Genomic DNA, 25,717 nt, shown 5'->3' on the forward strand with positions numbered 1-25,717 from the left:
TAGTTAGTTCGCAGGGCACCGACAAGCATGAAGCCTTGTCAAGTAATTTGGATATTTTCCTTTTTTGGATTTTCAAATGGATTGAAGAAAATAGGATTAAATCTGATCAGAAGAAATAACAACCCGACATTACCCTACACAGTTTACTGTGGTTGCGATGTTTGAAAAGCTTAATAAACCGCGCAGTTACTGTGAACCACGTATAACCCTCAATTTAATCAGTTACAGTTTTTTGCCGCAAATCCTATGGATTTTGGCCCTGATCCTGAGCTAAGCGAAGTCTTACCAGGCAGTTTGCAAATGGATGCAGGCGATTCAGGAACAACCAGACCGGTTTGCGATCAACTCAAACGTTCGTCATTACTTACAACAAAGCTATGATTTCCAAGATTTACCTGAGAGACCCTTACCCGCCCGAATTGCCTCTGGTGTCCGCTGCTGACATCATCCCCGCCCATGCCTGTAAACCATCCTACGGTCGTTTTCAGCCTGCATTTTAATCTACCTGAGTTACCCTGAGATTGCGCTTATATGCTGTCTGACGACGGCATTGCTGTGCAGTTACAGCCCGGATTTTAATATCCTTTTATCAACTATTCATATTTCGCTCTGTTAAACTACCTCTATTCAACACTATGAAAAAGGGAAATTCCTTTGTTCACAAGCTAACTCCTTTACTTCCGAAGGTATGGTCTGTGCTCATTCTGATCGGGTTGATTGTCAGCGTGCAGACCTCTGCGCTTGACTTTGACCGCGACGGCAGTTTCTTCCCGTGGCGCTCCGCGGGGAAAAGCAGCACAGCAAACAACGGACTGACGACCAGTCCAACGACGCAAAGCCGGGTAACTAAGTTTACCGGGCAAAATCTGCTTAAGACCCTTGCCGATGCGGCAAGTGCGCTTTTCCAGTCACCTACCGTGGCGGAAGAGCTGGCTGACCAGACGGCCACAACAGGAACGTCATTTTCTTACACCATTCCGCAGACTGCCTTTGCAGATGCCGATGGAGACGTGCTTACCCTGGCTGCTACCCTGGACAATGATGCTGCCCTCCCTGCCTGGCTCTTGTTTGATCCGGCAACCGGCGTGTTCAGCGGTACACCTGCTGATGCTGCAGCTTACAGCATCAAGGTAACTGCCAGCGATAAAGAATCGTCGGTGTCCAGCACATTCGACCTCGTGGTTTCGGCACCGGCTCCTGTGAACCATGCTCCCGTGGCTGGTACCATCGCCAATCAGAATGCGACTGCCGGAACAGCTTTTAATTTTGCACTACCTACCTCCACTTTTACAGACAGCGACGGGGATGCGCTGACTTACTCGGCCACACTGGCTGATGACAGTGCGCTTCCTGCCTGGCTTTCATTCAATGCTGCAACGCAAACGTTCAGCGGTACACCTTCCCTGGCGGCGACGATCAGCATCAAAGTATCCGCAACCGACAGCAAGGCTGCTGCGTCTGCTTCATTTGATCTTGTGATCGCACCGGCAGCACCTGTAAACCATGCTCCTGTGGCCGGCACGATTGCTGCGCAAAACGCGACTGCCGGAACACCATTTACCTTTGCATTACCTGCCTCCACTTTTACCGATAGCGACGGCGACGCGCTGACTTACTCAGCGACCCTTGCCGACGACAGTGCTTTGCCTGCATGGTTGAGCTTCAATGCGTCTACCCAAACATTCAGTGGTACGCCATCCGCAGCGGGATCCTACAACCTGAAAGTATCAGCCACTGACGGAAAAGCTGCTGCAAATGCCAGCTTCACCCTTGCCGTTGCTGCTGCTCCTGTTGTTACCTGCTCACCGCTGAGCACACTACCTTGCGACCAGCTTGCTGTTTCCCTGCCTTTCAATCTTACATTCAATGGTAACGAAGGCGGGCTTAGCGATAAAAATAATGTAGGTACCGGTTTCAAACTGGCAGATGCTTACTCTGGTACCCGTGCTTCTACTGACGGTGCTGCAAGCTCATCCATAATCGGCTACGAACCTTCCAAGCTGACTGTCGCCAATGATGTGCTGAGCATTGTAAGCAACAAGGGACTTGCGTTTACCAACAGCAACAACCAGATCAATGCCCTTGGCGTGAATTTCCCTGCAAGCGGCAAAGTGGTATTTGAAACAACCATCATTAAACCATTCAACGGATCCAACTCCGAGCAGGGTGGTATCTGGGCTGGTTTGAACGACAAAACTTATGTGAAGCTGGGCATCACCGGCAATAAAGTGGAATTGCGCCGCGAGCTGAATGATGTTTCTTCCACCGTAACCGGAACTGCCAATACGGACCAGCGTATTACTGAAACCATCACAGGGCTGAGCACCCAGACTGTACGCCTTCGCATGGTGCTGGATTTTAACAACAGTATCCTGGAAGGTTATTATTCGATTGATGGTGTGAACTATATCCTGATCGGTACCAACTATGCTACGCCGGTGCTCAGCACTGCGGGTATGGGACTGACGGGAACCCTCAGAGCCGGTATTTTTGCAAGTTACCGCAGCGGTGCTAACGCCGTTACTTACAATTTTGACAACTTCTCCATCCGCAACCACGAGTATCCTTTGGTAGCAGCACCTTACCGTATCAACGCAGGTGGTGTGACCAGAACGGTTGACGGACAGGTTTTCAATGCAGATAACACTTATGCTACTGTTACTGGCACCACCAGCAACAGTAACTTTGCCATGTCAGGCGTGAGCGTTCCGGAGCTTTACTACGAACGTCGCATCGGCAGCAACATTTCCTATTACCTGCCTATCGCAAACGGTAAGTACACCGTGAAGCTGCACATGGTTGAAAACTTCCAGACGGCTCCCAACAAGCGTGTATTTGACGTTAAAGTTGAAAATGCAGCTGTTTTGCGCAATCTCGATCTTTATGTAGAAGGTGGTAACAAAACCAAGGTTGCTGTCATCAAATCAATTGATACGGAGGTAAAAGACGGTGCGCTCAATATCGACTTCACCGCTACGGTTGACAATGCAGTAATCAATGCCATCGAAATCCTGCCTTATGTGGTTGTAAATGCGGCCCCCGTGTTTTCACAGCCAACTTATACTTTCAGCAAGAGTGAGCCCGGTGCGGCAAACTCAGAAGTAGCAGCAGTTTCAGCCACAGATGTTGCGGACCAGACTTTGACATACAGCATTACTGCCGGTAATGAGGCGGGCAAGTTTGCGATCAATGGCGCGTCAGGGATGATTACACTGACCGACACGGTTTCGTACTCCGCCAACAAACCTGCCTACGCGCTTACCGTCACTGCTACTGACAATGCAACACCTCCATTGTCCGCAACTGCTGCGGTGAATATCAGCATCACGCAGTTTCAGGCACCGAACCAGGCGCCTGTTGCGGGTACCATCGGTGCACAGTCTGCCACTGCGGGTACCTTGTTCAGTTATACAATCCCGGCAGGTACATTTACCGATGCCGACAATGATGCAATGACTTACTCGGCTACCCAGTCTGATGACAGCGCATTGCCCGCCTGGCTTTCCTTTAATCCGGCTACGCAGGTTTTCAGCGGAACACCGGCCAATGCAGGCACTGTGAACCTGAAAGTCACTGCGACAGACGGTAAAGCTTCTGCCAGCACCACTTTTGCGGTGACCACCAATGCAGCGCCTATCGTGGCAGGATGTCCTCCAACGAGCCTGCTTCCCTGCGAGCAGTTGAAGGTATCTGTGCCATTCAGCCTGACATTTAACGGAACAGAAGGCGGCCTGGTCGACAAAGCCAATGTGGGTACAGGTTTCAGAATGGCTGACGCCTACTCAGGCACACGCCAGGCTACTGACGGAACGCCGAGCTCGGAAATTATCGGCTATGAGCCTTCCAAGCTGACGATCGCCAATGATCGCCTGAGCATTGTAACCAACAAGGGTATTGCCTTTTCGACCGCTTCACAGGTAAACAACAACCAGATCAATGCACTGGGAGTAGGTGTTACTGCAGCGGGCAGGATGGTCTTTGAAACAACGGTAATCAATCCTGTAAATGGAAACAACTCTGAACAGGGTGGTATCTGGGCCGGATTGAACGACAAGACATTTGTAAAACTGGTCGTAACCGGCAACAGGCTGGAAATGCGCAGAGAGTTGAACGATGTTTCCATTGTTGATGCGACTACTGCCAATACGGATCAGCGACTCTCTCCAGTTATTACAGGTCTGAATGCAATGACCGTAAGGCTGCGGATGGTGCTTGATTTTGCCAATAATACACTGGAAGGATCGTACTCGACCGACGGTGTTAATTATGTAACGGTAGGTACCAACTACGTTACGCCTGTGATCAGCATCGCGAACATGGGAATGGGCGGACAAACCATTTATGCGGGTCTTTATGCCACGCACCGCAATGGTACCACGCCGGTTACTTTCACCTTTGACAACTTCTCGATCAGAAACCAGGATTACCCTGTTGTATCCGCACCATACCGCATCAATGCCGGTGGTGTTGAGCGCACGGTAGCTGGTAATGTGTTTCATGAAGACAATGTTTACGCAGTAGTGGCAGGCTCTACTTCCAATGCTACGTACGCGTTGACAGGAGTTAGTAACCCTGAACTTTACTACGAGCGTCGTTTCGGAGCCAACCTTTCCTACAACCTGCCGATCGCAAACGGAAAATACACCGTGAAGCTGCATATGGTAGAGAACTTCCAGTCTGCCGCCAACAAGCGTGTGTTTGATGTAAAGGTTGAAAATGCGACTGTCCTGAAAAACCTTGACCTTTTTGTAGAAGGCGGTAATCTGAACAAGGTCGTGATCATCAAATCGATTGATACGGAAGTTACCGACGGTGCACTGAACATCGACTTCACGTCTTCGATTGATAATGCCGTGATCAATGCAATCGAGATTCTGCCTGCTGCTATTCCAAACAAAGCACCCGTTTTTGCAAGTTCTGCTTTCAATTTCAGCAAAGCGGAAGACGCAGACCTTGGCGCGGAAATAGGAACGGTTACAGCAACAGACACCACCACCCAAACAGTATCTTACGCCATCACAGCGGGCAATGGTGCCGGCAAGTTCGTGATCAATGCGAGCACTGGTGTTATTACATTGGCAGGCGCGCTCGACTTCGCGACAACACCTTCGTATGCACTTACGGTAACTGCTACCGACAACGGTACGCCGGCACTTTCCTCTACTGCTACTGTAAATATTACGGTAATCGATGTGGAAGATGCCAACCATGCGCCGGTTGTAAATGCGCCGGTGAGCAACCAGACACTGGTGGTAAACACAAACCTGTCTTTTACGCTTCCTGCAAATACATTTACTGATCCTGACAACAACCAGCTTTCACTGACAGCAACCCTGGTTGACGGCAGCGCACTTCCTGCATGGCTTAGCTTCAATGCTGCAACGCAGGTGTTCAGCGGTACACCGACGGTGATCGGTGCCTATACGGTGAAACTGACTGCAAGCGACAGCAAGAAGGAAGTTTCGACCCAGTTTACCATTACGGTTACTGAGCCAAACCGTACCCCGGTAGTCATTTCGGCTCCCGAGGCACAGACCATTACGGCAGGTCAGGCATTCTCCATCATTACGGGTTCATTCTCTGATCCGGATGCAGGCGATGTGCTGACTTACTCGGCTACACTGGAAAACGGAGATGCTTTGCCGGCATGGCTGCATTTCAGCAGTGCTTCGCAGAACTTCACCGGAACTGCACCAGCTGAAACAGGTACATTAAGAATTCTTCTGAGTGCAACCGACCACGCTCAGGCTTCTGCAAGTGCAGTGTTTGATCTGAAAATTGAAGCAGCACCGGCATCGAACGGCTGCTCACCGATCAGTACACTCCCTTGTGACCAGGTTAATGTGACCCTGCCTTTTGCGATTACATTCGACGGCCAGGAAGGCGGCGTGCTCGACAAGAGCAATGTTGCGACGGGCTTTACAATGATCGATGCTTATACAGGTACACGTCTGACTGAGGACGGCACTGCCACATCTTCAGTAATTGGTTACGAGCCATCCAAGCTGACGATCGCTAACGGAAGGCTTACCATTGTTGCCAATAAGGGTATTGGTTTTGCCACGGGCAACAACCAGATCAACGCACTGGGTGTAGGTTTCCCTGCAAGTGGTAAACTGGTGATTGAGACTACGGTTATTAATCCATTCAATGGTACCTCTTCGCAGCAGGGTGGTTTGTGGTTCGGTTTGAACGATAAAACTTTTATTAAACTGGCTGTGACCGGCAACAAGGTAGAAATGCGGAAGGAACTGAATGATGTTTCTTCTACCACCGCCACGACTGCTAATCCAGACCAACGCATTACGGATGTCATTTCAGGCCTGAATAACCAGACCGTTCGCCTCAGACTGGTAGCGGATCTGTCTAAAAACACGCTTGAAGGATTTTACTCAACAGACGGTGTTAATTACATCAACGTAGGTACGCGGTACACTTCCGCTTCCAACCCTGCGGCCATGAACATCAGCAGCATGGCGCTGAATGGAAAAACAGTGTATGCCGGTGTGTACGCCAGTTACAGAAATGCAACCACACCTGCCTCATTTACTTTCGACAGCTTCTCGGTACAAGCTCAGGAACCAGCCAAAACCCTGACCTTCACCCCGAATGCACTCGACCTGACTGCAGTACAGGGCCAGGCTGTAACCGCTACCAGCACCACGCTGACGGCCAGCACAGGAACTCCTGCGGTAACATTTACCAACAGTACAGCAAGCTGGCTGACATTGCCTGCTGCGGCAACCGGTACCGTAACATTCGGACCTTCCAATTTCAGCACCACCATGGCACCTGGTATCTACGAGGCGACCGTGACGGCTACTGCGGATGGTTACGAGCCTGCACAGCTGCTGATCAACCTGACGGTAACTTCATCCAGTGCACAGCCACAGGTGAAAGTTAACTTCCAGGATCCTAACACCGTACCTCCGACAGGATGGGTAAGGGATTACGGACAGGGTTTTGGACCAAGAACAGGTGCCAACCAGGGTTCCAACCTTGAATACGGCTGGCGCAAACCTGCTGAAAGAACCCCGCTCGACCTTTCGGTAGGCGGCACAATCCCGGGTAACGGACGCAAGCGCACCACGCCTGCGGATGTGACACTGGCAACGTTCATGCACATGCAGGCCAACACCATTTCCGGAACATTCAACGGTACCAAAGCCGAAGGTCTGTGGGAAATGAAAGTGCCGAATGGTATTTACGAAGTGACCGTTTCAGTAGGTGATTCGGATCCGGGTACGGTTTCTGAAAGCCACAGCATTAATGTGGAAGGTGTAAGTCTGATCAGCAAGTTTGTACCTTCCGGTACTGCTGGCACTGCAACCCGCTTCAAATCGGCCAAAGCAACTGCCCGCGTACTCGACGGCTACCTGACGATCGATGCCAGTGGTGGTACCAATACAAAAATCAACTCGGCGATCATTACTCCGATCGACCTTTCTCCTTACCTGGTATGGTCTGCGAGCGAGCATTCATTGGTCATCGAAACAGGTACAACAGATACAGATAAAACATTCTCGCTGGACATCAGCCACTCAACATCCGACCCGGCACTGCCGATCGCGCTGAATGCTGTGTACAACGACAACTCTCCGGCCTGGCTTACTTTCAACGCTACGCACAACGGTGATGAGCCGAACGTAACGTTCAATTACTCGGCTGCGAGAAACCTGCCGGAAGGCCTTCATACTGCGGTAGTAACTGCTTCTGCAAACAACTACATCAGTGCAAGCGTGCTGATTCGCGTGACGGTACTGGCACCGGGAGCTAACCAGCCTTATGTGGTTTCTTCCAGTCCTGCCAATGGTGCAACCAACGTAAGTGTTAACCTGGCGAGCGTAGCGGCCAACAACATCTTTGTTCCGGAAATCGCGGGCTTCAAGGGTGGTGTTGATAAAAATACCGTGAACGCCCAGACGGTGAAGCTTTACAAAATGTCCGGTGACGCGCTGATCCAGATTCCTGGTACGTTCCAGGGAACAGGTGGTGGCGATGCCATCAGTATCACGCCGGAATTTGCACTCGAAATCAATACGAAGTACAAGTTCATGGTAACGAGTGGTGTAAAATCATTCAGTGGTGCTTCCTTCCTTCCTTACGAGGCGATATTCACAACAGGTTCCTACGTAGCGCCGCCGGCTAACCCGGTAGCAGCTGAGTTCGCACCGAAAGTGGTTATCCCGGGTACGGTTGGTAAAAAATACACCAGCGTACTGTTTGGTCCGGACGGCCGCTTCTATGCACTCCGCCTGGATGGTGTGATCGAACGTTTTACCGTAGATCATGAAACCGGTATGCTGTCCAACCAGACAGAGATCAAGTCGCTGACCAATAAATACGGAGCACGCTCCTCAGTAGGTCTGACGTTTGACCCGACATCTACTGCCGATAACCTGGTAGCCTGGATCTCGCATTGCAGCGCCGGTCTGACCAACGCTCCTGAATTTGACGGTAATATCTCACGCCTGTCGGGAGCTAACCTGGAAAACGAGCAGCTGGTGCTTACCAAACTGCCACGTTCCAAAGCGGATCACCTTGTGAACAGCATTGCATTCGGTCCTGATGGCGCATTGTACTACAACCAGGGAAGCCTTAGCTCAATGGGTCTGTATGACGCAACCTGGCAGCGCGATGAAAGCTTGCTGGCAGCAACTGTAATGCGTCTCGACCTGAAAAAGCTGTCGGGGATGACATTGCCGCTTGATGTAAGAACAACGTCCAACCAGGCGCTGATCAATGCAGCTCCTGCTGACAACATCCGCCTTTCGGATGGTACTTATAACCCATATGCGACCAACTCTCCGCTGACGATCTATGCTTCCGGTGTACGTAATGCATTTGATTTGCTGTGGCACTCCAACGGTCAGCTGTACGTTCCTGCCAACGGTTCTGCCGCAGGTGGTAACTCTCCTGAATCCGTAATCGGCACCCGCCGCCCGGATGGTTCATTCTACAGTGGCTCTTATGTAAAACCAACCAATGGTGTGGTGGTACAAAATGACTGGTTGTTCCGTGTGAACCCGATTAAACCTGTGGGTTACTATGGTCACCCGAACCCGCTTCGTGGTGAGTACGTATCCAACCGTGGTTATATCGACAACCCTAAGTATGATGCAGGCCAGGGCCCGGATGTAAACTACCGCGGCGCAGCCTACAACTTCGAGCTCAACAAATCACCAAACGGTGTGATTGAGTACAAAAGCAATGCATTCAACGGTGCGATGAAAGGCCGTATCCTGGTTTGCCGGTTCAGTGGTGGCAGTGACATTATCGTGTTGCAGCCAGGCTCTATGACGGCAGTGCCGGATGTAAACTCGCCTGAGTCCGACGACCGTATCTATGATATCATCGGTGCACAGACAGGTTCAGGTACAAACGGGATTACAGGTCTTTCAGGCTTCACCAATCCGCTTGACCTTACCGAAGATGTACAAACAGGTAACCTGTACGTCATCGAGTACAACTGGAATAACAACGCAGGTAAAACATCACAGATCGTGATGCTGAAAGCTACCTCCGTGTCCGCACCAAAAGGTATCGCCAGCGTTACACCTGCCGAAATCGTGGATAACGATGTAGTAGGAGGAGCAGCAGGTACAGCGCATACGGTTCGTATCGCTAATACCGGTAATGCCAACCTGACAGTAACAAGCATTGAGCTGATCGGAGCCAACAAGGATCAGTTCCAGCTGCTGGGAGCTCCTGCTCCGACGGCTGCATCGCCGATGACCGTACTGAGAGGAAGCGCCTCTACTTTCAACATCGTATTCAATCCGACCAGCGCAGGTGTAAAAACAGCTACACTCCGCGTGACCAGCGTTGATAATGAAGTAAGTGAAATCGTACTCCGCGGGTTAGGTACTGCCGGACTTTCCGGTACCAACGAGCCTTCACTGCAGGCTATTCTTGACCTTCACAGTGTGAATGTTAATGTAGGCGACGATGACAAGAATACCAACATCATCCATAGCACCGACTTTAAGGCGCCACTGCTGGGCGAAGAGGTGTCTATCCAGTCGTTCAAACGCCTGACCGACGGCCCGGTGATCATTGAGCCGCTGTCTGTCTTCGGACCTCAGGATCCTGCGGGTATTGTAACGGGTCTTGGCTGGTACATCTCGGGACAAGCAAATGCTAAAAACGAGCTGTTCACGGTATCCAACGACTTCTACCAGTCTGTTGATCCTCAGATCACGGGTACACCGGTGTTTGATCCGGGCATCGAAGCTTTCGGATTCTACTCGCGCTGGCCATACTTCAACAACCGTCACCTGTACAGTGAAGATGCCCTGAACACATTTACGGGAGCTATTCCTCACCATGTAAGGATATACCCGCTCAAAGGTGACAATGGCAATGTGATCGAAGGATCGTACGTGGTTGCATTTGAAGAGCACGTTTCCGGCTTCGACTATCAGGATATTGCTTTCATCGTACGTAACGTAAAATCGGCCACGGACGTAGTAGCAAAAACACTGACGGTATCATCGCCAACACTGACTTTTGCAAACGTAAAAGGTACGTCTACACCTGCTCAGAGCCTGACGATCGCTGCAAGCGCAGGAACACCTGCCATCACGGTAACCAAGTCGGCATCCAGCGACTGGCTCGTACTTCCTGCAGCACCTGCACTGGGTGTGAATGCATTCGGAATCGACGCAACCGGCCTGGCTGCGGGATCATACAATGCGACGGTAACCATTGCAGCAGCAGGTTATACAAGCACAAACGTAGCAGTAACACTGAACGTGACTGCGCCGGCTTCTCAGGCGACCATCGCCGTGAGCAGCAGCGAGCTGATCTTTGATGCGCTTAAAAATACAACAGCAACCAGAAGGGTTACTATTACCAATACCGGAACAGACGAACTCCGCATTGAATCCGTAACATTGGGCGGTACCAACCCCGATAAGTTCAGTGTACAGGAAATTGTGGTTGAAAACGTACCTGCGGGCTCTTCGATAGCGCCTGAGCAAACCAAGACTTTCGACGTCAAGTTTATACCGGGTAACACAATCGCTACATACAATGCAGCATTGACGATCAACAGCAATGCAGGCAACCTGCCAAGCATTAATGTAGGACTCTATGCCATGTCCCTGAACGGATACGAAGGCAGCAACGAGCCTCCTTTGCAGACGGTTGTCAATACGCTTGGTTATAAAATCAACGTAGGATGGACCACACTGGCAGACGGCGTACAGCCTGTCATGAAGGGTGAGGAAGTACTGATTCCGTTGTTTGAAAAAGCAGCCAGCGGTCCGGTAACCATCACGCCGGTGGCACGTTACTCGCCTAACCAGGAGCTTCCTTTCGGATTCTTTACTAAATCCGGCAACACTCCGGTAAGAACGGGTGTAGGTACACTCTCGGGCGTCTTTGGGCAGCACAATACATTGTTCCCGCAGATCGTGGCCGGTACAGACCAGTTCAGCACAGACCAGCCTTTCGGTATCTATGTAGTGGGTCTGGAAAATCGCCTGTCATTCTCGGAAGATGCATTGAATGCAGGCGGACCTGCACTGCACGCGGTACGTACTTATCCGCTGAGAGACCGTCAGGGAGAGCTTGTGCCAAACAGCTACCTCGTATGTTTTGAGGATGCTTCCAACGGTGACTACCAGGATTATGTATTTGTTCTTAAAAATGTAATTCCGGCAGGAAGCCGCAAAGAGCTGGTATTTGACGCAAGTAACCTTGCATTCAACACGCCGCTCAACGGAACATCGGCTGCGAAGACCATCACGCTCCAGGCCCGCAACGGAACACCTGCTGCCGTGAGGTTCTCGAAATCCAATACAAGCTGGCTGGTAGCACCAAGCCCGGCATTGGGCAGCCTGTCCTTCAATGTCAATACGGCCGGACTTACTGCCGGTGTATACTCGACAACGATCAATGCAGAAGCGGATGGTTTTGCCAGCGCCGCATTGACGATCAGTCTGCACGTTACCGACGTAAGTGCCAAAGCTGTAAAAGTTAACTACCAGCTTGCTACTACCGCAACACCGGCAGGGTACCTGGCAGATATCGGTCAGCTTTACGACGACACCCGCGGCTACGGCTGGATCAACGCGACCACGAAAGCGCCGAAAGACAATTCAGCCAACATGCGTGAGCGGAGTTCCAATACAGTAGAAACAAGATTGCGTACACTCGCCCTGATGCAGGCCACCGGCAGCGGACAAACTCCGGGAGCCTGGGAAATGAAAGTGGATGCGGGCATGTACAACGTAACGGTTGGAGTAGGTGACGTAGGTTTCTACGACAGTAACCACCGCATCAACGTGGAAGGAACGACCGTGATCTCGAACTTCATCCCGAATGCCCAGACGCCTAACCAGATTGTGACGGCAACGGTTGAAGTAACTGACGGAAAGCTGACCATTGATGCAACCGGAGGTACCAATACGAAAATCAACTTTGTGATTGTTGACCCGGCTACTGCCGAGGGCGACTTCACTCCGCCGGTGGCTGCGCTCAGCCTGAAAGGTACCCTGCAGTCTGCGGGCGTATACACCAACCAGGTGATGGTGACGGTAAATGCTTCTGATGCGGGCGGATCGGGTCTTGCCAATGTACTTTACAGTATCAACAACGAGGCCTTCCGCGACTACTATGGTCCTGTGATCATCAATGCTGCCGGTACTTACAGCTTCCGTGCAAAAGCAATTGACGGAAACAAAAATGAGACGACCAGCTCCGCATTGTCATTCAGCGTGGTGCAGACGCAGCCAAGCAATGCCAATATGGTGGTTGAAAACCTTGACAAGTTCCCGGCCAACGATCAGCTGACATTCTCGCTCATCCAGGAGCCATGGAGAAGAACGAACGACGACGGAACATTTACGCCGTACAACCGTAACCATGACGTGGTGAAAGCCAGGATCAGCAACAAGGGCACTGCCGCTCTGACCATCAGCAGCCTGGCACTTTCCAACCCTGCTGCCTGGAAGATCGCAACGATCAACAATGTGGCTTACGATCCCGCAACTGCTGCTGCCATCACCGTTAATCCGGGCACATCCATTGAAATGGCAGTTCAGTTTGTAGCACAGTATCCTACCGGAAGAGTGCGGATCCTGAACGACACCTTGAAGATCATGTCTAACGATGACGTGGCACCAAGAAAAAATATCGTCCTGCGCGGATTGTGGCAGGCTGCCGGCGAGGGTAACAGCGAGCCGAGAGCTTCCGAGATCATCAGTGCATTCGGTATGAAGTCTAATGTTGGGTTCCAGCATGACGACGGTACCAACACCGGAAACAGCCTGGTTCTGAACACAGACGAGATTATGTCGGCCTACTTTGCCCGTGCTGATGCAGCCAAGCCTGTTTCAGTAGTACAAATGGGCGCTTACCACGGCTGCTGTGCATCTGTTGAGAACGTGGAGTACTTTGTAAAAGGTACCAACACTTACTCGACCCTCTTCACGCACCATGGTCTCGACGGACAATCGCTGCTTCCTTTGAAGGCCGGTAACTCGAATGCCATTGCAGAAGGATCGTTCAGCCCGACCGGCTTGTTCGGCTTCCGCGTATCGATCTCGAACTCTGACCGTACCAAAAACCTGGAAGGCAAAATCGGCCTCCGGTTCTGGAAAGCAGTTGACAACAATGGAAACGTAATTCCGAATGCTTATATCATCGGTCATGACTACATCGGCAAGCCCGGAATCACCAATTACGATTACCAGGATAACGTGTACTATGTGACCAACATCAAACCTGAAACGGGTACTGCCAATTATTCTGACCTGGCATCTACTCCTTCGGCAGTTGACTTCGGATCACAGGTGGTAGGTCTTACCAATACGCAGAACATCGACCTGAAAAACCTGGGTCTTACCTATGCAAATGGTACTACCGATCCTTCGGTGACCATCAAGAGTGTTGAAATCGCAGGACCAAACCTGAATGAGTTTGCCGTCGGAACCGCAACATCGTCAAGCCTGGCTCCACAGGAGTCGACCACGCTGACTGTGACCTTCCGTCCGAGCACGCCGGGTATCAAAAATGCGGTACTGCTTGTTAATTATACCAGCAGTCTTTCACCGGTGCGTATTCCGCTCTATGGTATTGCCAATGACAACTGTAACCTCATCGGTGTGCTGAAACGCATCAAAGGTGGTTCCGATGCTGAGGTGAATATCAATGGTAAGGTTTGGGAAGCAGACAGGAACTATCGCCTCGGATCTATCCAGCTGGATAAGCCTGCCGCTACACCAATCGCTGCTACGGATGATGACGTGCTTTATCAAACATACCTGTCCGCAGCTGCCGACCTGGCTGAGACGCGCTATCAGATTCCGGTGGCTAACGGTACTTATAAAGTCAGGATGCACTTTGTGGAGAACTTCTTTACCGCTGTGGGATCACGCGTGTTCAGCATCAGTCTTGAAAACGTACTGCGCCAGTCCAACTTCGATATTTTCAGAGAAGTAGGCTACAAGACAGCGCTTGTGAAAGACTTTGAAGTAAGTGTTACCGATGGCAGACTGGACGTTAAATTCAATCCGTCTGTGAACCGGGTAGCCCTCGCAGGTCTTGAAATCTTCAACTCGAATGCGAATCCGAATGCAGTGGTATTGACGCAGGAAGCGGTTGTAGGTGCAGAATGTGCCAAGTCTAACGGATCTATCACCTTCGGGGTTGCCAACTCCAATGTGTCAAGCTTCCTCTATAAAATGGGAGAGAGCGGATCATACCAGACTTCGCCTGTGTTCAGCAACCTGGCCTCCGGAGATTATACTTTCTATGTGAAAGAGAACTTCAATGGTGGCTGTGAAACTTCCAAAGTGTTCACAATCCCAGAGCGCAACGGAATCACATTTACTGTAACTGCTCCTGAAATGTCGTGCAGCGCTCCATCCGGAACAGCCACGATCAGCAACCTTGCAGGCGGAAGCGGAGGAAACTATACGGTATCGTGGGGTACTACTCCGGTACAGACAGGACTTACTGCGACCAACCTGCAGCCAGGCAATTACTTCGTCACTGTAACAGACGGATCAGGTTGTACCAAGGTTCAGCAGGTAACGGTTGCCCGCAAGGCCAACTGCCCTGTAACTGCAATCAGGATCAATTCAGGTGGTGACGCGTACCTCGCTTCCGGCAACAGACAGTTTGCAAGCGACGCATACTTCGGTGGCACTAACGGTACATCATCCCTGCCAAGCGGTGATATCCTGAATACGACTGACGATGCGATTTATATGACTGAGCGTTCTTCTGCATCATTCAACTACAGCATCCCGGTAACAAACGGAAACTGGAACGTAATCCTGCACTTTGCAGAGATCTGGTTCGGAGCTCCGGGTCGTGGTGCGGGTGGCAGCGGAAAACGTGCATTCAACGTGGATGTGGAAGGCAGCCGAAAACTGACCAACTATGACATCTTTGCCAAAGCAGGCGGTGCACTGAGAGCTATTCAGGAAACCATCCCTGTGACCATTACAGACGGTATTGTCAATATCAACTTTACCGCAGGAACTGCCAACTTGCCGAAGATCTCAGCGATCGAGCTGATCATGACCTCACCGGCTGAAAACGTGGAACCTGAGCTGGCAGCGATCGGCAACAAGGCAGCGACCGTAGGCCGTGCCCTGACCTTTACTGCTTCGGCAACCGATGCCAATACAGGACAAACCAAAACGTACTCGCTGACAGATGCACCTGCTGGTGCGTCCATCAACGCCACTACCGGAGCGTTTACCTGGACACCGACGACTGCGGGAACATTTACCTTCACGGTTAAAGTGACTGACAATGGTACCCCGGCCCTGTCTGATCAGGAGACGATCACGGTGACCGTGGCGGAAGCGCCTGCACCTACTGCGATCCGCATCAATGCGGGTGGAGCTGCTTACCTGGCTTCGGGCAACCGCCAGTTCATTGCCGATACTTACTTCGGAGGTACTGACCGCACCGGCAGCATTGCTACCACGGACATCCAGAACACGACTGACGATGCGTTGTATCTGTCTGAGCGTTCATCCGCCGGGTTTACATACAGCATCCCTGTTAACAATGGTAACTGGACAGTAGTACTGCACTTTGCAGAGACCTACTATACAACCAATGGTACCGGCAAGCGGAGGTTCAATGTGGATATGGAGGGAAGCCGCAAGCTGACCAACTATGACATCTTCGCCAAAGCAGGAGGCGGACTGAGAGCTGTTCAGGAAACGTTTGATGTGGCAGTTGCCGACGGCACGCTCAATATCAACTTCCTGGCCGGTGCAGCCAACCTGCCGAAAGTGTCAGCCATTGAAGTGATGCCGAAAACAGCCGAAGTGAACGTAGCTCCTGAGCTGGCATCGATTGGAAACAAAACGGTGACACTGGGTCAGCCGGTAAGCTTCACGGCTGCTGCAACGGACGCCAATGCAGGCCAGACCAAAACGTTCAGCCTGGTAAACCAGCCTGCTGGTGCTGCGATCAACGGAACAACCGGCGCATTCACCTGGACTCCGGCAGCGGCAGGTACATTTACCTTCACTGTAAGAGTAACAGACAATGGTACGCCAGCCCTGTCCGATGAGGAAAGCATTACCGTAACGGTTAACAATGCGCCTGCAACAACATCTGCGATCCGCATCAATGCTGGTGGAGCTGCTTACCTGGCTTCGGGCAACCGCCAGTTCATTGCCGATACTTACTTCGGAGGTACTGACCGCACCGGAAGCATTGCTACCACGGACATCCAGAACACGACTGACGATGCGTTGTATCTGTCTGAGCGTTCATCCGCCGGATTTACTTACAGCATCCCTGTCAATAATGGTAACTGGACAGTAGTACTGCACTTTGCAGAAACCTACTTTACAACCAATGGTACCGGCAAGCGGAGGTTCAATGTGGATATGGAGGGAAGCCGCAAGCTGACCAACTACGACATCTTCGCCAAAGCAGGAGGCGGACTGAGAGCTGTTCAGGAAACGTTTGATGTGGCAGTTGCCGACGGCACGCTTAATATCAACTTCCTGGCCGGTGCAGCCAACCTGCCGAAAGTGTCAGCCATCGAAGTAGTACCAGCTGCCGAAACACCGGTGAACAGCACCGTGACCCTGACCCCTCAGGCTGACTCGTACGTACGGACCGGAACTTATGCCGGTGCCAACTACGGAAACGAAACGTCGGTAGTGGTGAAAGCAGGCAGCGGCGACGGTATCACGAGGACGGGCTATATGAAATTTGCACTGGGAAGCCTTACACAGGTAACGTCTGCCAAGCTCCGCATCTACGGAAACAATACCGAGAACACGACAGCCATCAACCTGTCAGCATACGGTGTGACAAACGATTCGTGGACCGAGACAGGCATCAACCTGAACAATGCTCCGGCCAGTTTATCAACAGCATTGGGAACCGTAAGTGTGAACAACACGGCCAAGTACTACGAGATAGACGTGACCAACTTTGTGAAAGAGCAGCTGGCGGGTGATAAGGTAGTGAGCATCGCGTTGAAAAACCCGACTTCACAAAACCGGAACCTGACGTTCAACAGCAAGGAAAATGCAGCCAACAAGCCACAGCTTGTTATCCAGACCGGAACATCTGCTGCCCTGCGCACAAGCCAGGAAATGATCGCTCCGTCGGAAGAAGTTGTGGAATATGCCAAATCACAGGTGTACCCGAACCCGGTTCCGAAACGTTTTACCGTAGAGGTGTCGGCCAAACATTCGGACGATGTGCGCCTGCAACTTATCAGTGAAATGGGTAGAACTTACCCGGTGGCGCTGCCAGGAGACTTCAAGGCAGGCAACAAGGCAGAAGTGGAGATATCCAACCATTACCTGAGCAGAGGTGTATACCTTCTCAAAGTAACGTCTTCTGCTGCCACAGAGGTAATCAGGGTAGTCGTACTCGACTGATCTATGAATAGTTAAATTGTGGGAAACGCCCTCTGGATTCCGGAGGGCGTTTTTATTTTGTTAATCTTTTTTCAGATACCCGTTGTCGGCCAGCCAGTCGGCCAGCCGCTGGGGCCACGATTTGATACTCTGCCGGTCCGAGCGGTTGCCCATGTTGAAGCCATGGTCCCCTTTGGTATAAAGGTGTGCTTCCACAGGACGTTTGGCCTCGCGATACCGGGTTAAAAGATCCACCGTAGTTACCGCGCAGCAGGGGTCGTCATTGGCGGCCAGCAAAAATGCGGGAGGCGCATCCTGTGGTACCTTGTCGGGAATGCCCAGCGGTCCGGGATAAATCAGCATCTGAAAATCGGGCCTGCCGTCAAGCCGGTCGATAGGATCCTTGGCAGTGGTTTCGCCTTTGCCGGAAGTGTAAGCTACGGACGCTACCACTTCGCCCCCGGCCGAAAAGCCGAGCATACCCACACGTGAAGGATTGATGTGATACCGGGAAGCCAGGCTGCGCACCTGCCGCATTGCCCGAAGTGCATCCTCGCGGGGCTGTTTATCCAGCGAGTAGGGGGAGCCGTCTTCTCTTGGCAGCCGGTATTTTAATACAAAAACAGTGACACCGAGCCTTGCCAGGTATTGAGCCGGCTCCACACCCTCTGCATTGTACACCAGCAGCCTGAAACCGCCACCCGGGCATACCACCACCGCAGTACCATTGCCCTTTCCGGCTTCCGGCAGGAACACTTCCAGCGAAGGATTGTGAATGTTTTTAACCCAGTAATCCTTGGCCTGCTCCGGTTCTTTAGCCCGGCTTTCGAAGCCTGGTGCACCATTTTTCCAAAGTGGTATCACCTCATTTTGCTGGGCCAGGGCGTGTTCATGCAGTTGTGCAAATGTGAAGGCCGCAGCCAGCAGCCCCGCATGTAATTTGTTTAGTTTCATCTTGTCTGTTTCTTTTTTATTTGAAACAAATAAGAGCATGAAGGCAGCATTATACCTGCGTCAGGCGATGAACCACGGCCTCAGCTTAACTGCTGTAATGCCGGAAGATTAGAAAAATGATGATCGCGCGTAAATAGGGGAATGTCATATACAATGCACGTTGCACCAATCCAGATGTCATTTTCAGGAATGGGCGTGCCGGTAATACGAAGATGTCTTTTGAGGTCAGCGTACATTGCTGCCACGGCGTTCACGGTGTTAAGGATGCGGCAATCTTCAATGAAGCCCAGGTAGCGCGGAAGGTTGTACGAAGCCCTCGCTGAGTTTTTTGCACCATACAATAATTCTCCGCAGACAACAACCGGGAGGTAGATCAGTTCAAAATGGGAAGCGCAAGAATTGTAGAAAGGTTGTTATTCAGGACTTCAATGGCGATGTTGGTGTCAAGCGCTATTTCTTTCAGTGCCATTCCCCATCGATTCCTCCGAATGCGTCATTGATTATGCCTGCTACTTCGGCAGCCTCCTGGTTGCCAACGGTGCCGGCGTGCGCAAGTACTTTGTCCCGGTTCGACTGAGAAGTTGTATTTAGTTTCAGAGTCTGCAATAAATGGAGCAGCTGGGGCTGCATTGCTTCATCCTGTGAGATCAATGCCAGGTCCTGTTGTATGCGATCCTGTATAGTCATGTGTAATGTGGTTTGCTGAGTTGCAAGTATAATAATTTACAAAACAATTTATACCAGGAAAGCGGGGTAAAAACACAGCGCAGAAAAGGAGGGTTAGCCGGTGCGAATCATGGCATCCGGCTGACAGGGTTGTACAGCCGGATGTCATTGCATTATTTAGCGTCGGACAAAGGTACGAGCTGGGCTTTCAGGTCGGGGGCGGGCATGTCCTTATTGAAGGGGAACATAGGCCGGTTAATCCGCTTGTATTCCAGACGGTCGAGGTTTTGATCCACGCCACCGGGCGTGAGCGCCAGGAGCCAGTCTGCGCGCATGTTGTACAGCTCAGGTTCAAGATAGCCGATCTTGACAACCACAATATCCGACTTGCGGGGATTGAGCCCGAGGCGGGTAAAGTCAGCCTCTTTGTGGTAAGGCTTGCGTTTCTGCGTCACGATCACGTGCACACTTCCCACTTTTACCACCACTTCCACCTCGGCATTTTTATCACCATATTCAATCGACTCCACAATGCCCGACAGCTTTACGGGCGGTGCAAAACGTGCATCGACACGTGCACCCGCGTATCCCTCCACTTTCTTGCCTACACCTGCTGCGATGGCGCTTTTAACAAACTCAGGTCCGGGAATGGATGCATAGATCAGCGAAGGACCATTGACGGACTGGAATTCTTTTCTTTTCAGGATTTCTGTTAAAGTCCAGGTTACGTCACCAGCACCGCCGGCAGTAGGGTTATCGCCGGAGTCGCTGATAAAGAAAGGATGCTTGTTGCTGGCCAATGCCTTGTCCAGGCTTTCCTGCAGTGAAGCAGTAGGGGCAACAAATGCAAACTCGTTCCTGACTTTCCAAAAGCTGGCAGCCAGCTTTTCGGCTGTTGCAGTTACTTTCGCCTTGTCGTCGCCGGTGACCATCACCACGGCATGGTTCCGGGGCTCGTCGGCCCAGGCATATCCGATCCAGATCGCCGCGTCCACGATGCCTTCCTGCACGGATGCGGGCGCAACCTGGGCGTACAGGCTTTTTCCCGGCTCAATGCGAGTACTTGTTTTTTCTCCCGGCAGTAGGATCGGAACCGGTATCCAGGCTTTGTAAGCGGGCTTTCCCTTTCCGTTTTCCATGCGCGTGAGCAGGTTACCGACTGCCCGGCGCTTGGTCTGCAGGGCATCCTCATGGGGTGCCATACGGTAGCAGGTAATAATATCCGAATGCTGTGCCAGTCGCCAGGAAACGTTGCCGTGCAGGTCCATGGACGTCGAAATTAACGTTTTGGTGCCTACCACTTCGCGGATGCGTTTGAGAAAGTCTCCCTCGGGATCGTCCAGTCCCACCACGCTCATGGCTCCGTGAATATCGTAGTACAAACCGTCATAGGGCAGGTTTTTTCTTAAAAGGTCGAGCGACTGCTTCACCAGCGACTCATAGGCTTCGCGGGTGACCGCTCCGCCCGGCAACGATTTTCCTACCAGTGTCGGAAACCATTGTGCACCTTTGCGCAAGGCCGAGTCTGTATGCATGAAAGGGTATGAGGTGAACACTTCCTCGCCGTATTTGGCATGGAATGCTTCCTCGGTGGTGAGGGCGGGAGAAAAGGTGCTCGACTCGATGCCCAGGCCTGCAATAGCAACCCGGCGGGTAGCCTGTGGATGGCTTTGCTTCCCGCTGCTTTGCCGGGAAGGATGGTCAGGTGCAGAGAGGCAGGCAGCCGAAATAAAAATAGAAAATGCTGCTCCCAGCAGAATAGCTTTCTTCATATTTTGATTTTTAACAAACAGACGGTATAATGTTCGTCTTAAAAGTAGCTTATTTTGCAATAGTACAAACAGACCATCCATTATTTACCCATATGAAAAAGTGGTTACCCCTGGTACTTCCGGTGCTGATAGCAGGCCCATCCCTGGCACAGCAGGCCCGGTTTACCGATAAAGATTACGAACATGCGGAAATGTTCCTGGCTCATCATACCCAGAGGTACCTCGACCAGGTGCCAGGTAAGCCGGTGTGGCTCAGCGGTGAAAGGTTCTGGTACCGGGTACTTACATCCGCAGGCAGTGAGTTTGTGCTGGTCGATGCGCGGCGCGGGACAAAATCGCCCGCATTCGATCATGAAAAGCTGGCCAAAGCACTCAGGGCGGTTTCAGGAAAAAATTATACAGCATTCATGCTGCCGTTTCAGGAGTTTACTTTTTCAGCGGACCAAAAATCAATCCTGTTTTCGGCGGCTGGCAAAAAGTGGAGCTGCAACCTGAAAACTTACCAGCTGACGGAAGATGCAGCCTCAAAACCAATACATGCGGCCGAGCGGGAAGCAGGAATGTTGTCTCCCGATGGTAAAAAAGCAGCATTTATCAAAGACTGGAACCTGTGGGTGCGGGACGTTGAAACCGGCCAGACGACCCAGCTTACCACTGACGGCACAACCAATTTCGGCTATGCAACGGATAATGCAGGCTGGCGGCATAGTGACAGGCCGGTTTTGTTATGGTCTCCCGACTCACGGAAAATTGCAACTTTTCAGCAGGATGAGCGGCGTGTGGGGGATATGTACCTGGTGACCACCAACGTAGGCCACCCAAGGCTCGAAGCCTGGAAGTACCCGCTGCCGGGTGACAGCGTGGTGGCCATGATCCACCGCGTCATCATCGAAGTCGGAAACCCCAAGGTGGTGCGCCTGCAGGTACCGCCGGACCCGCACCGCTCCACGCTCGGCGACGACATCAGCCGGGCAGGTGTACTCAATGATGCCGAGTGGAGCTCCGACGGTTCGCAGCTTGCATTTGTATCCACTTCCCGCGACCACAAGCAGGCGCGCTTCCGGGTTGCCGATGCCACCACAGGGGCAGTAAAGGATATTTTCGAGGAAAATGTGCCTACCCAGTTTGAATCGGGCCAGAATGCCATCAGCTGGAAATACCTGGCTGCGGGCAGGGAGGTGATCTGGTACTCGGAGCGTGATAACTGGGGACATTTGTACCTGTACGATGTAGCGACCGGCCAGCTCAAAAACCAGATCACCCGGGGAGAATGGGTAGTGACGCAGCTCGTGCGGGTGGATGAGAAAAAAAGGCAGATATATTTCCTTGCCAATGCGCGCGAGGGTGGCAATCCATACTATACCCGCTTTTACAAAGTGGATTTTGACGGAAAAAACCTGACCCTGCTGACACCAGAAAAGGGCGTACATGCAGTGACACTGTCTGCCTCGGGCGATTATTTTACCGACAGCTACTCTGAGCCCGATGTCGCGCCCGTGTACGTACTGAGGAACAGCGCCGGGAAGCAGCTGCTCGAACTGGCCAGAACGGATGTATCCCGGCTCAAAACTGCCGGCTGGAAACCGCCAATACCGTTTTCGGTGAAGGCGCATGATGGTAAAACGGATGTTTACGGTCTGCTGTATACGCCGACCCGAATGGATTCGACCCGGAAGTATCCGGTGGTGGACTACATTTATCCCGGTCCACAGGGAGGGAGTGTGCGTACCTGGGCATTCAGCGCATCGCGGCGCGACAACCAGGCACTTGCCGAGCTGGGCTTTATCGTGATGGAACTCGAAGGTACCAGCAACCCGCTCCGCTCCAAGCGCTTCCATGATATGAGTTACGGCAACATGGCCGATAATACACTGCCCGACCAGGTGGCAGCCGTACGGCAGCTGGCCGCGCAGCATGCCTGGATAGATACGACAAAGGTGGGAATCTGGGGCCACTCGGGTGGCGGGTTTGCGGCCGCCTGTGCAATGTTCCGCTATCCCGACTTTTTCAAGGTGGGCATTGCGGAATCGGGTAACCACGACAACCGGAATTACGAGGACGACTGGGGCGAACGCTACAATGGTTTGCTGCAGGAAGGCGGCGCAGACGGACACTCCAGCTACCACGCGCAGGCCAATCAGGTACATGCCGGGAGGTTGAAAGGAAAGCTGCTGCTGGCCCATGGGCTGATGGACGACAACGTACCACCCTACAACACCATGCTGGTAATTGAGGCATTGCAGGATGCCAATAAGGATTATGACCTGATTGTTTTTCCAAATACGCGCCACGGTTTTGCCAATTACACGGGCTACATGATGCGCCGCCGCTGGGACTATTTTATCAAAAACCTGATGGGCAGCGAACCACCCAAAGAGTACCTGATGAAGTATTCGGAAGATCCACGCAACCACGTTGAATAGCTTTTTTGCCTAACGTTCCCTAACATGATCAATCCCTTTCGCGTACTTTCCGCGGCTGTCTTTTCTTTACTCATCCCTGCGGCCCGGGCTCAGGCACCGGTTACCTGCAGGCAGCTTCCGCTGGGCGACATTCGGCCGGCCGGATGGCTGAACGAAATGCTGGTTCGGCAGCGGGACGGGCTCACCGGCCACCTCGACGTACATTACCCGCTGGTAATGAATGAGCGGAATGGCTGGCTTGGCGGTGACGGCGACCAGTGGGAGCGGGGGCCTTACTGGATCGACGGGCTGGTGCCGCTCGCCTACATGTTGCACGACGAAAAGCTGATTGCGAAGGCAAAACCATGGGTGGAGTGGGCATTGAACAGCCAGCAGCCGGACGGCTACTTTGGTCCGGCAACGGATTACCCGCAGGAGGAAGGCCTGCAGCGTGACAACAGCCGCGACTGGTGGCCTAAAATGGTGATGCTCAAAGTACTCCAGCAGTACTACTCGGCTACCAAAGACCAGCGGGTAATCACCCTGATGACCAACTATTTCAGGTACCAGCTGAAAGAACTCCCCCAAACACCCCTTGGCCACTGGACTTACTGGGCAAGGTTCCGCGGCGGCGACAACCTGATGATGGTGTACTGGCTGTACGACATTACAAAAGCACCTTTTCTGCTGCAATTGGGCGAGCTGCTGCACAGGCAGACTTTTGATTACACGGGCTCATTCCTGCATACCGGGCTGCTCGCACAAACAGGCAGCATCCATTGTGTAAATCTGGCCCAGGGGTTCAAGGAGCCGGCTGTGTACTACCGCCATCATCCCGACAAAATGTACCTGAATGCGTTGAAGAAAGGTTTGGCTGATCTGGATAAATACAATGGGATGGCACACGGCCTCTATGGGGGTGATGAGGCATTGCACGGCAACAATCCCACGCAGGGCTCGGAGTTCTGCAGTGCCGTGGAAATGATGTTTTCACTTGAAACGGCCCTTGAAATTACCGGGGATGTGGATTTTGCTGACCGGCTCGAGAAGATCGCATTCAATGCACTGCCTGCCCAGGCGACCGACGATTTTATGGCGCGCCAGTATTTTCAGCAGGCTAACCAGGTGATGGCCACCAGGCAGGTCCGCAACTTTGCGGATAACCATGGGGGTACTGACGTATGTTACGGCGTGCTTTCGGGATATCCTTGCTGCACGTCCAACATGCACCAGGGCTGGCCTAAATTTGCCCAAAATCTGTGGTATACGACTGGCGACCGGGGAGTAGCCGCACTGGTATATGCACCGAGTGAGGCCAAGGTCCGGGTTGGTGGTCGTGAGATGGTGTGGAAAGAAGAAACCAACTATCCTTTTGACGAATCGGTGCGGTTTTCACTTGAAAGCGGCGTACCGGGCCCGGCTTTGAACTTTCCCTTTTACCTGCGGGTGCCTGCCTGGTGCAAAGAGGCGACCATACTAATCAATGGCAAGGTGTGGGAAAAGTCGGAGGGGGGGAAAGTAGTTGCGCTGCGGCGCGGATGGAAAAATGGCGACCGGGTAGAGCTCCAACTGCCGATGCACATTTTCAATCGTCGCTGGCAGGAGAATGCGCTCTCGGTGGAGAGAGGCCCGCTGACCTTTGCATTGAAGATCGGTGAGCAGGAAACCAGGGTTGCCAATAGCAAGGATCCCGTTGCCTACGGAAGTAGTTTTATTGAAGTGCGTCCCGCAACCGACTGGAATTACGGGCTCTACCATGTGCCGGAAGCCAGGATATCGGAAAATTATAGCGTAGCCCAGCAGAAAGACGTAGCCGCATATCCCTGGAATTTGCAGAACGCCCCTGTCATCATCCGTACCAAGGCCAGGAAGATACCTTCCTGGAAGCTGTACAATGAAACCGCAGGGCCCATTCCGTACAGCACGATTTACAACATGGAAACGGCCGCGGAGGAAGAGGATATCGAGCTGGTGCCTTATGGCTGCACCCAGCTCAGGATCTCGCAATTTCCTGTTATCGGCGGAAAATAGGCGATTAGCTAAGCTGATGGTATGGTTAAGGCGG

General features: G+C 52.2%; 7 protein-coding genes. 3 read left to right on the plus strand and 4 right to left on the minus strand.

The annotated features are described in order from the left end of the window. Positions 1-635: 635 nt before the first annotated feature. Positions 636-17,879 carry a malectin domain-containing carbohydrate-binding protein gene (locus HWI92_RS02585; RefSeq protein ID WP_204660647.1) on the plus strand — a complete coding sequence of 5,748 codons (17,244 nt, stop codon included), beginning with the start codon at positions 636-638 and terminating at the stop codon, positions 17,877-17,879. A 60-nt stretch (positions 17,880-17,939) separates the two neighbouring features. On the opposite strand, the gene HWI92_RS02590 is transcribed toward HWI92_RS02585, so the two are convergent. The 4 genes from HWI92_RS02590 to HWI92_RS02605 form a co-directional block, all read right to left on the minus strand. After that, the gene (locus tag HWI92_RS02590; RefSeq protein ID WP_204660648.1) at positions 17,940-18,812 is read right to left on the minus strand and encodes an alpha/beta hydrolase; all 873 of its coding nucleotides are present in this window, start codon (positions 18,810-18,812) and stop codon (positions 17,940-17,942) included. An 80-nt stretch (positions 18,813-18,892) separates the two neighbouring features. Further along, positions 18,893-19,189 carry a PIN domain-containing protein gene (locus tag HWI92_RS25535; protein ID WP_374757889.1) on the minus strand — a complete coding sequence of 99 codons (297 nt, stop codon included), beginning with the start codon at positions 19,187-19,189 and terminating at the stop codon, positions 18,893-18,895. 82 nt (positions 19,190-19,271) lie between these two features. Beyond that, a complete protein-coding gene (locus tag HWI92_RS02600; protein WP_204660650.1) occupies positions 19,272-19,499 on the minus strand; it encodes a hypothetical protein in 228 nt (75 codons plus the stop codon). A 152-nt stretch (positions 19,500-19,651) separates the two neighbouring features. After that, a complete protein-coding gene (locus tag HWI92_RS02605; RefSeq protein ID WP_204660651.1) occupies positions 19,652-21,250 on the minus strand; it encodes a M81 family metallopeptidase in 1,599 nt (532 codons plus the stop codon). Positions 21,251-21,342: 92 nt separating this feature from the next. Here HWI92_RS02605 and HWI92_RS02610 point away from each other — a divergent pair, with 92 nt between their 5' ends. Continuing rightward, complete coding sequence (locus tag HWI92_RS02610; protein WP_204660652.1) at positions 21,343-23,673, plus strand: S9 family peptidase; 2,331 nt, start codon at positions 21,343-21,345, stop codon at positions 23,671-23,673. A 24-nt stretch (positions 23,674-23,697) separates the two neighbouring features. Beyond that, positions 23,698-25,683, plus strand: a complete 1,986-nt coding sequence (locus HWI92_RS02615) for a beta-L-arabinofuranosidase domain-containing protein (RefSeq protein ID WP_204660653.1) — start codon at positions 23,698-23,700, stop codon at positions 25,681-25,683. Positions 25,684-25,717: the final 34 nt, after the last annotated feature.

It is taken from the genome of Dyadobacter sandarakinus, from assembly GCF_016894445.1.
Lineage (GTDB): Bacteria > Bacteroidota > Bacteroidia > Cytophagales > Spirosomataceae > Dyadobacter > Dyadobacter sandarakinus.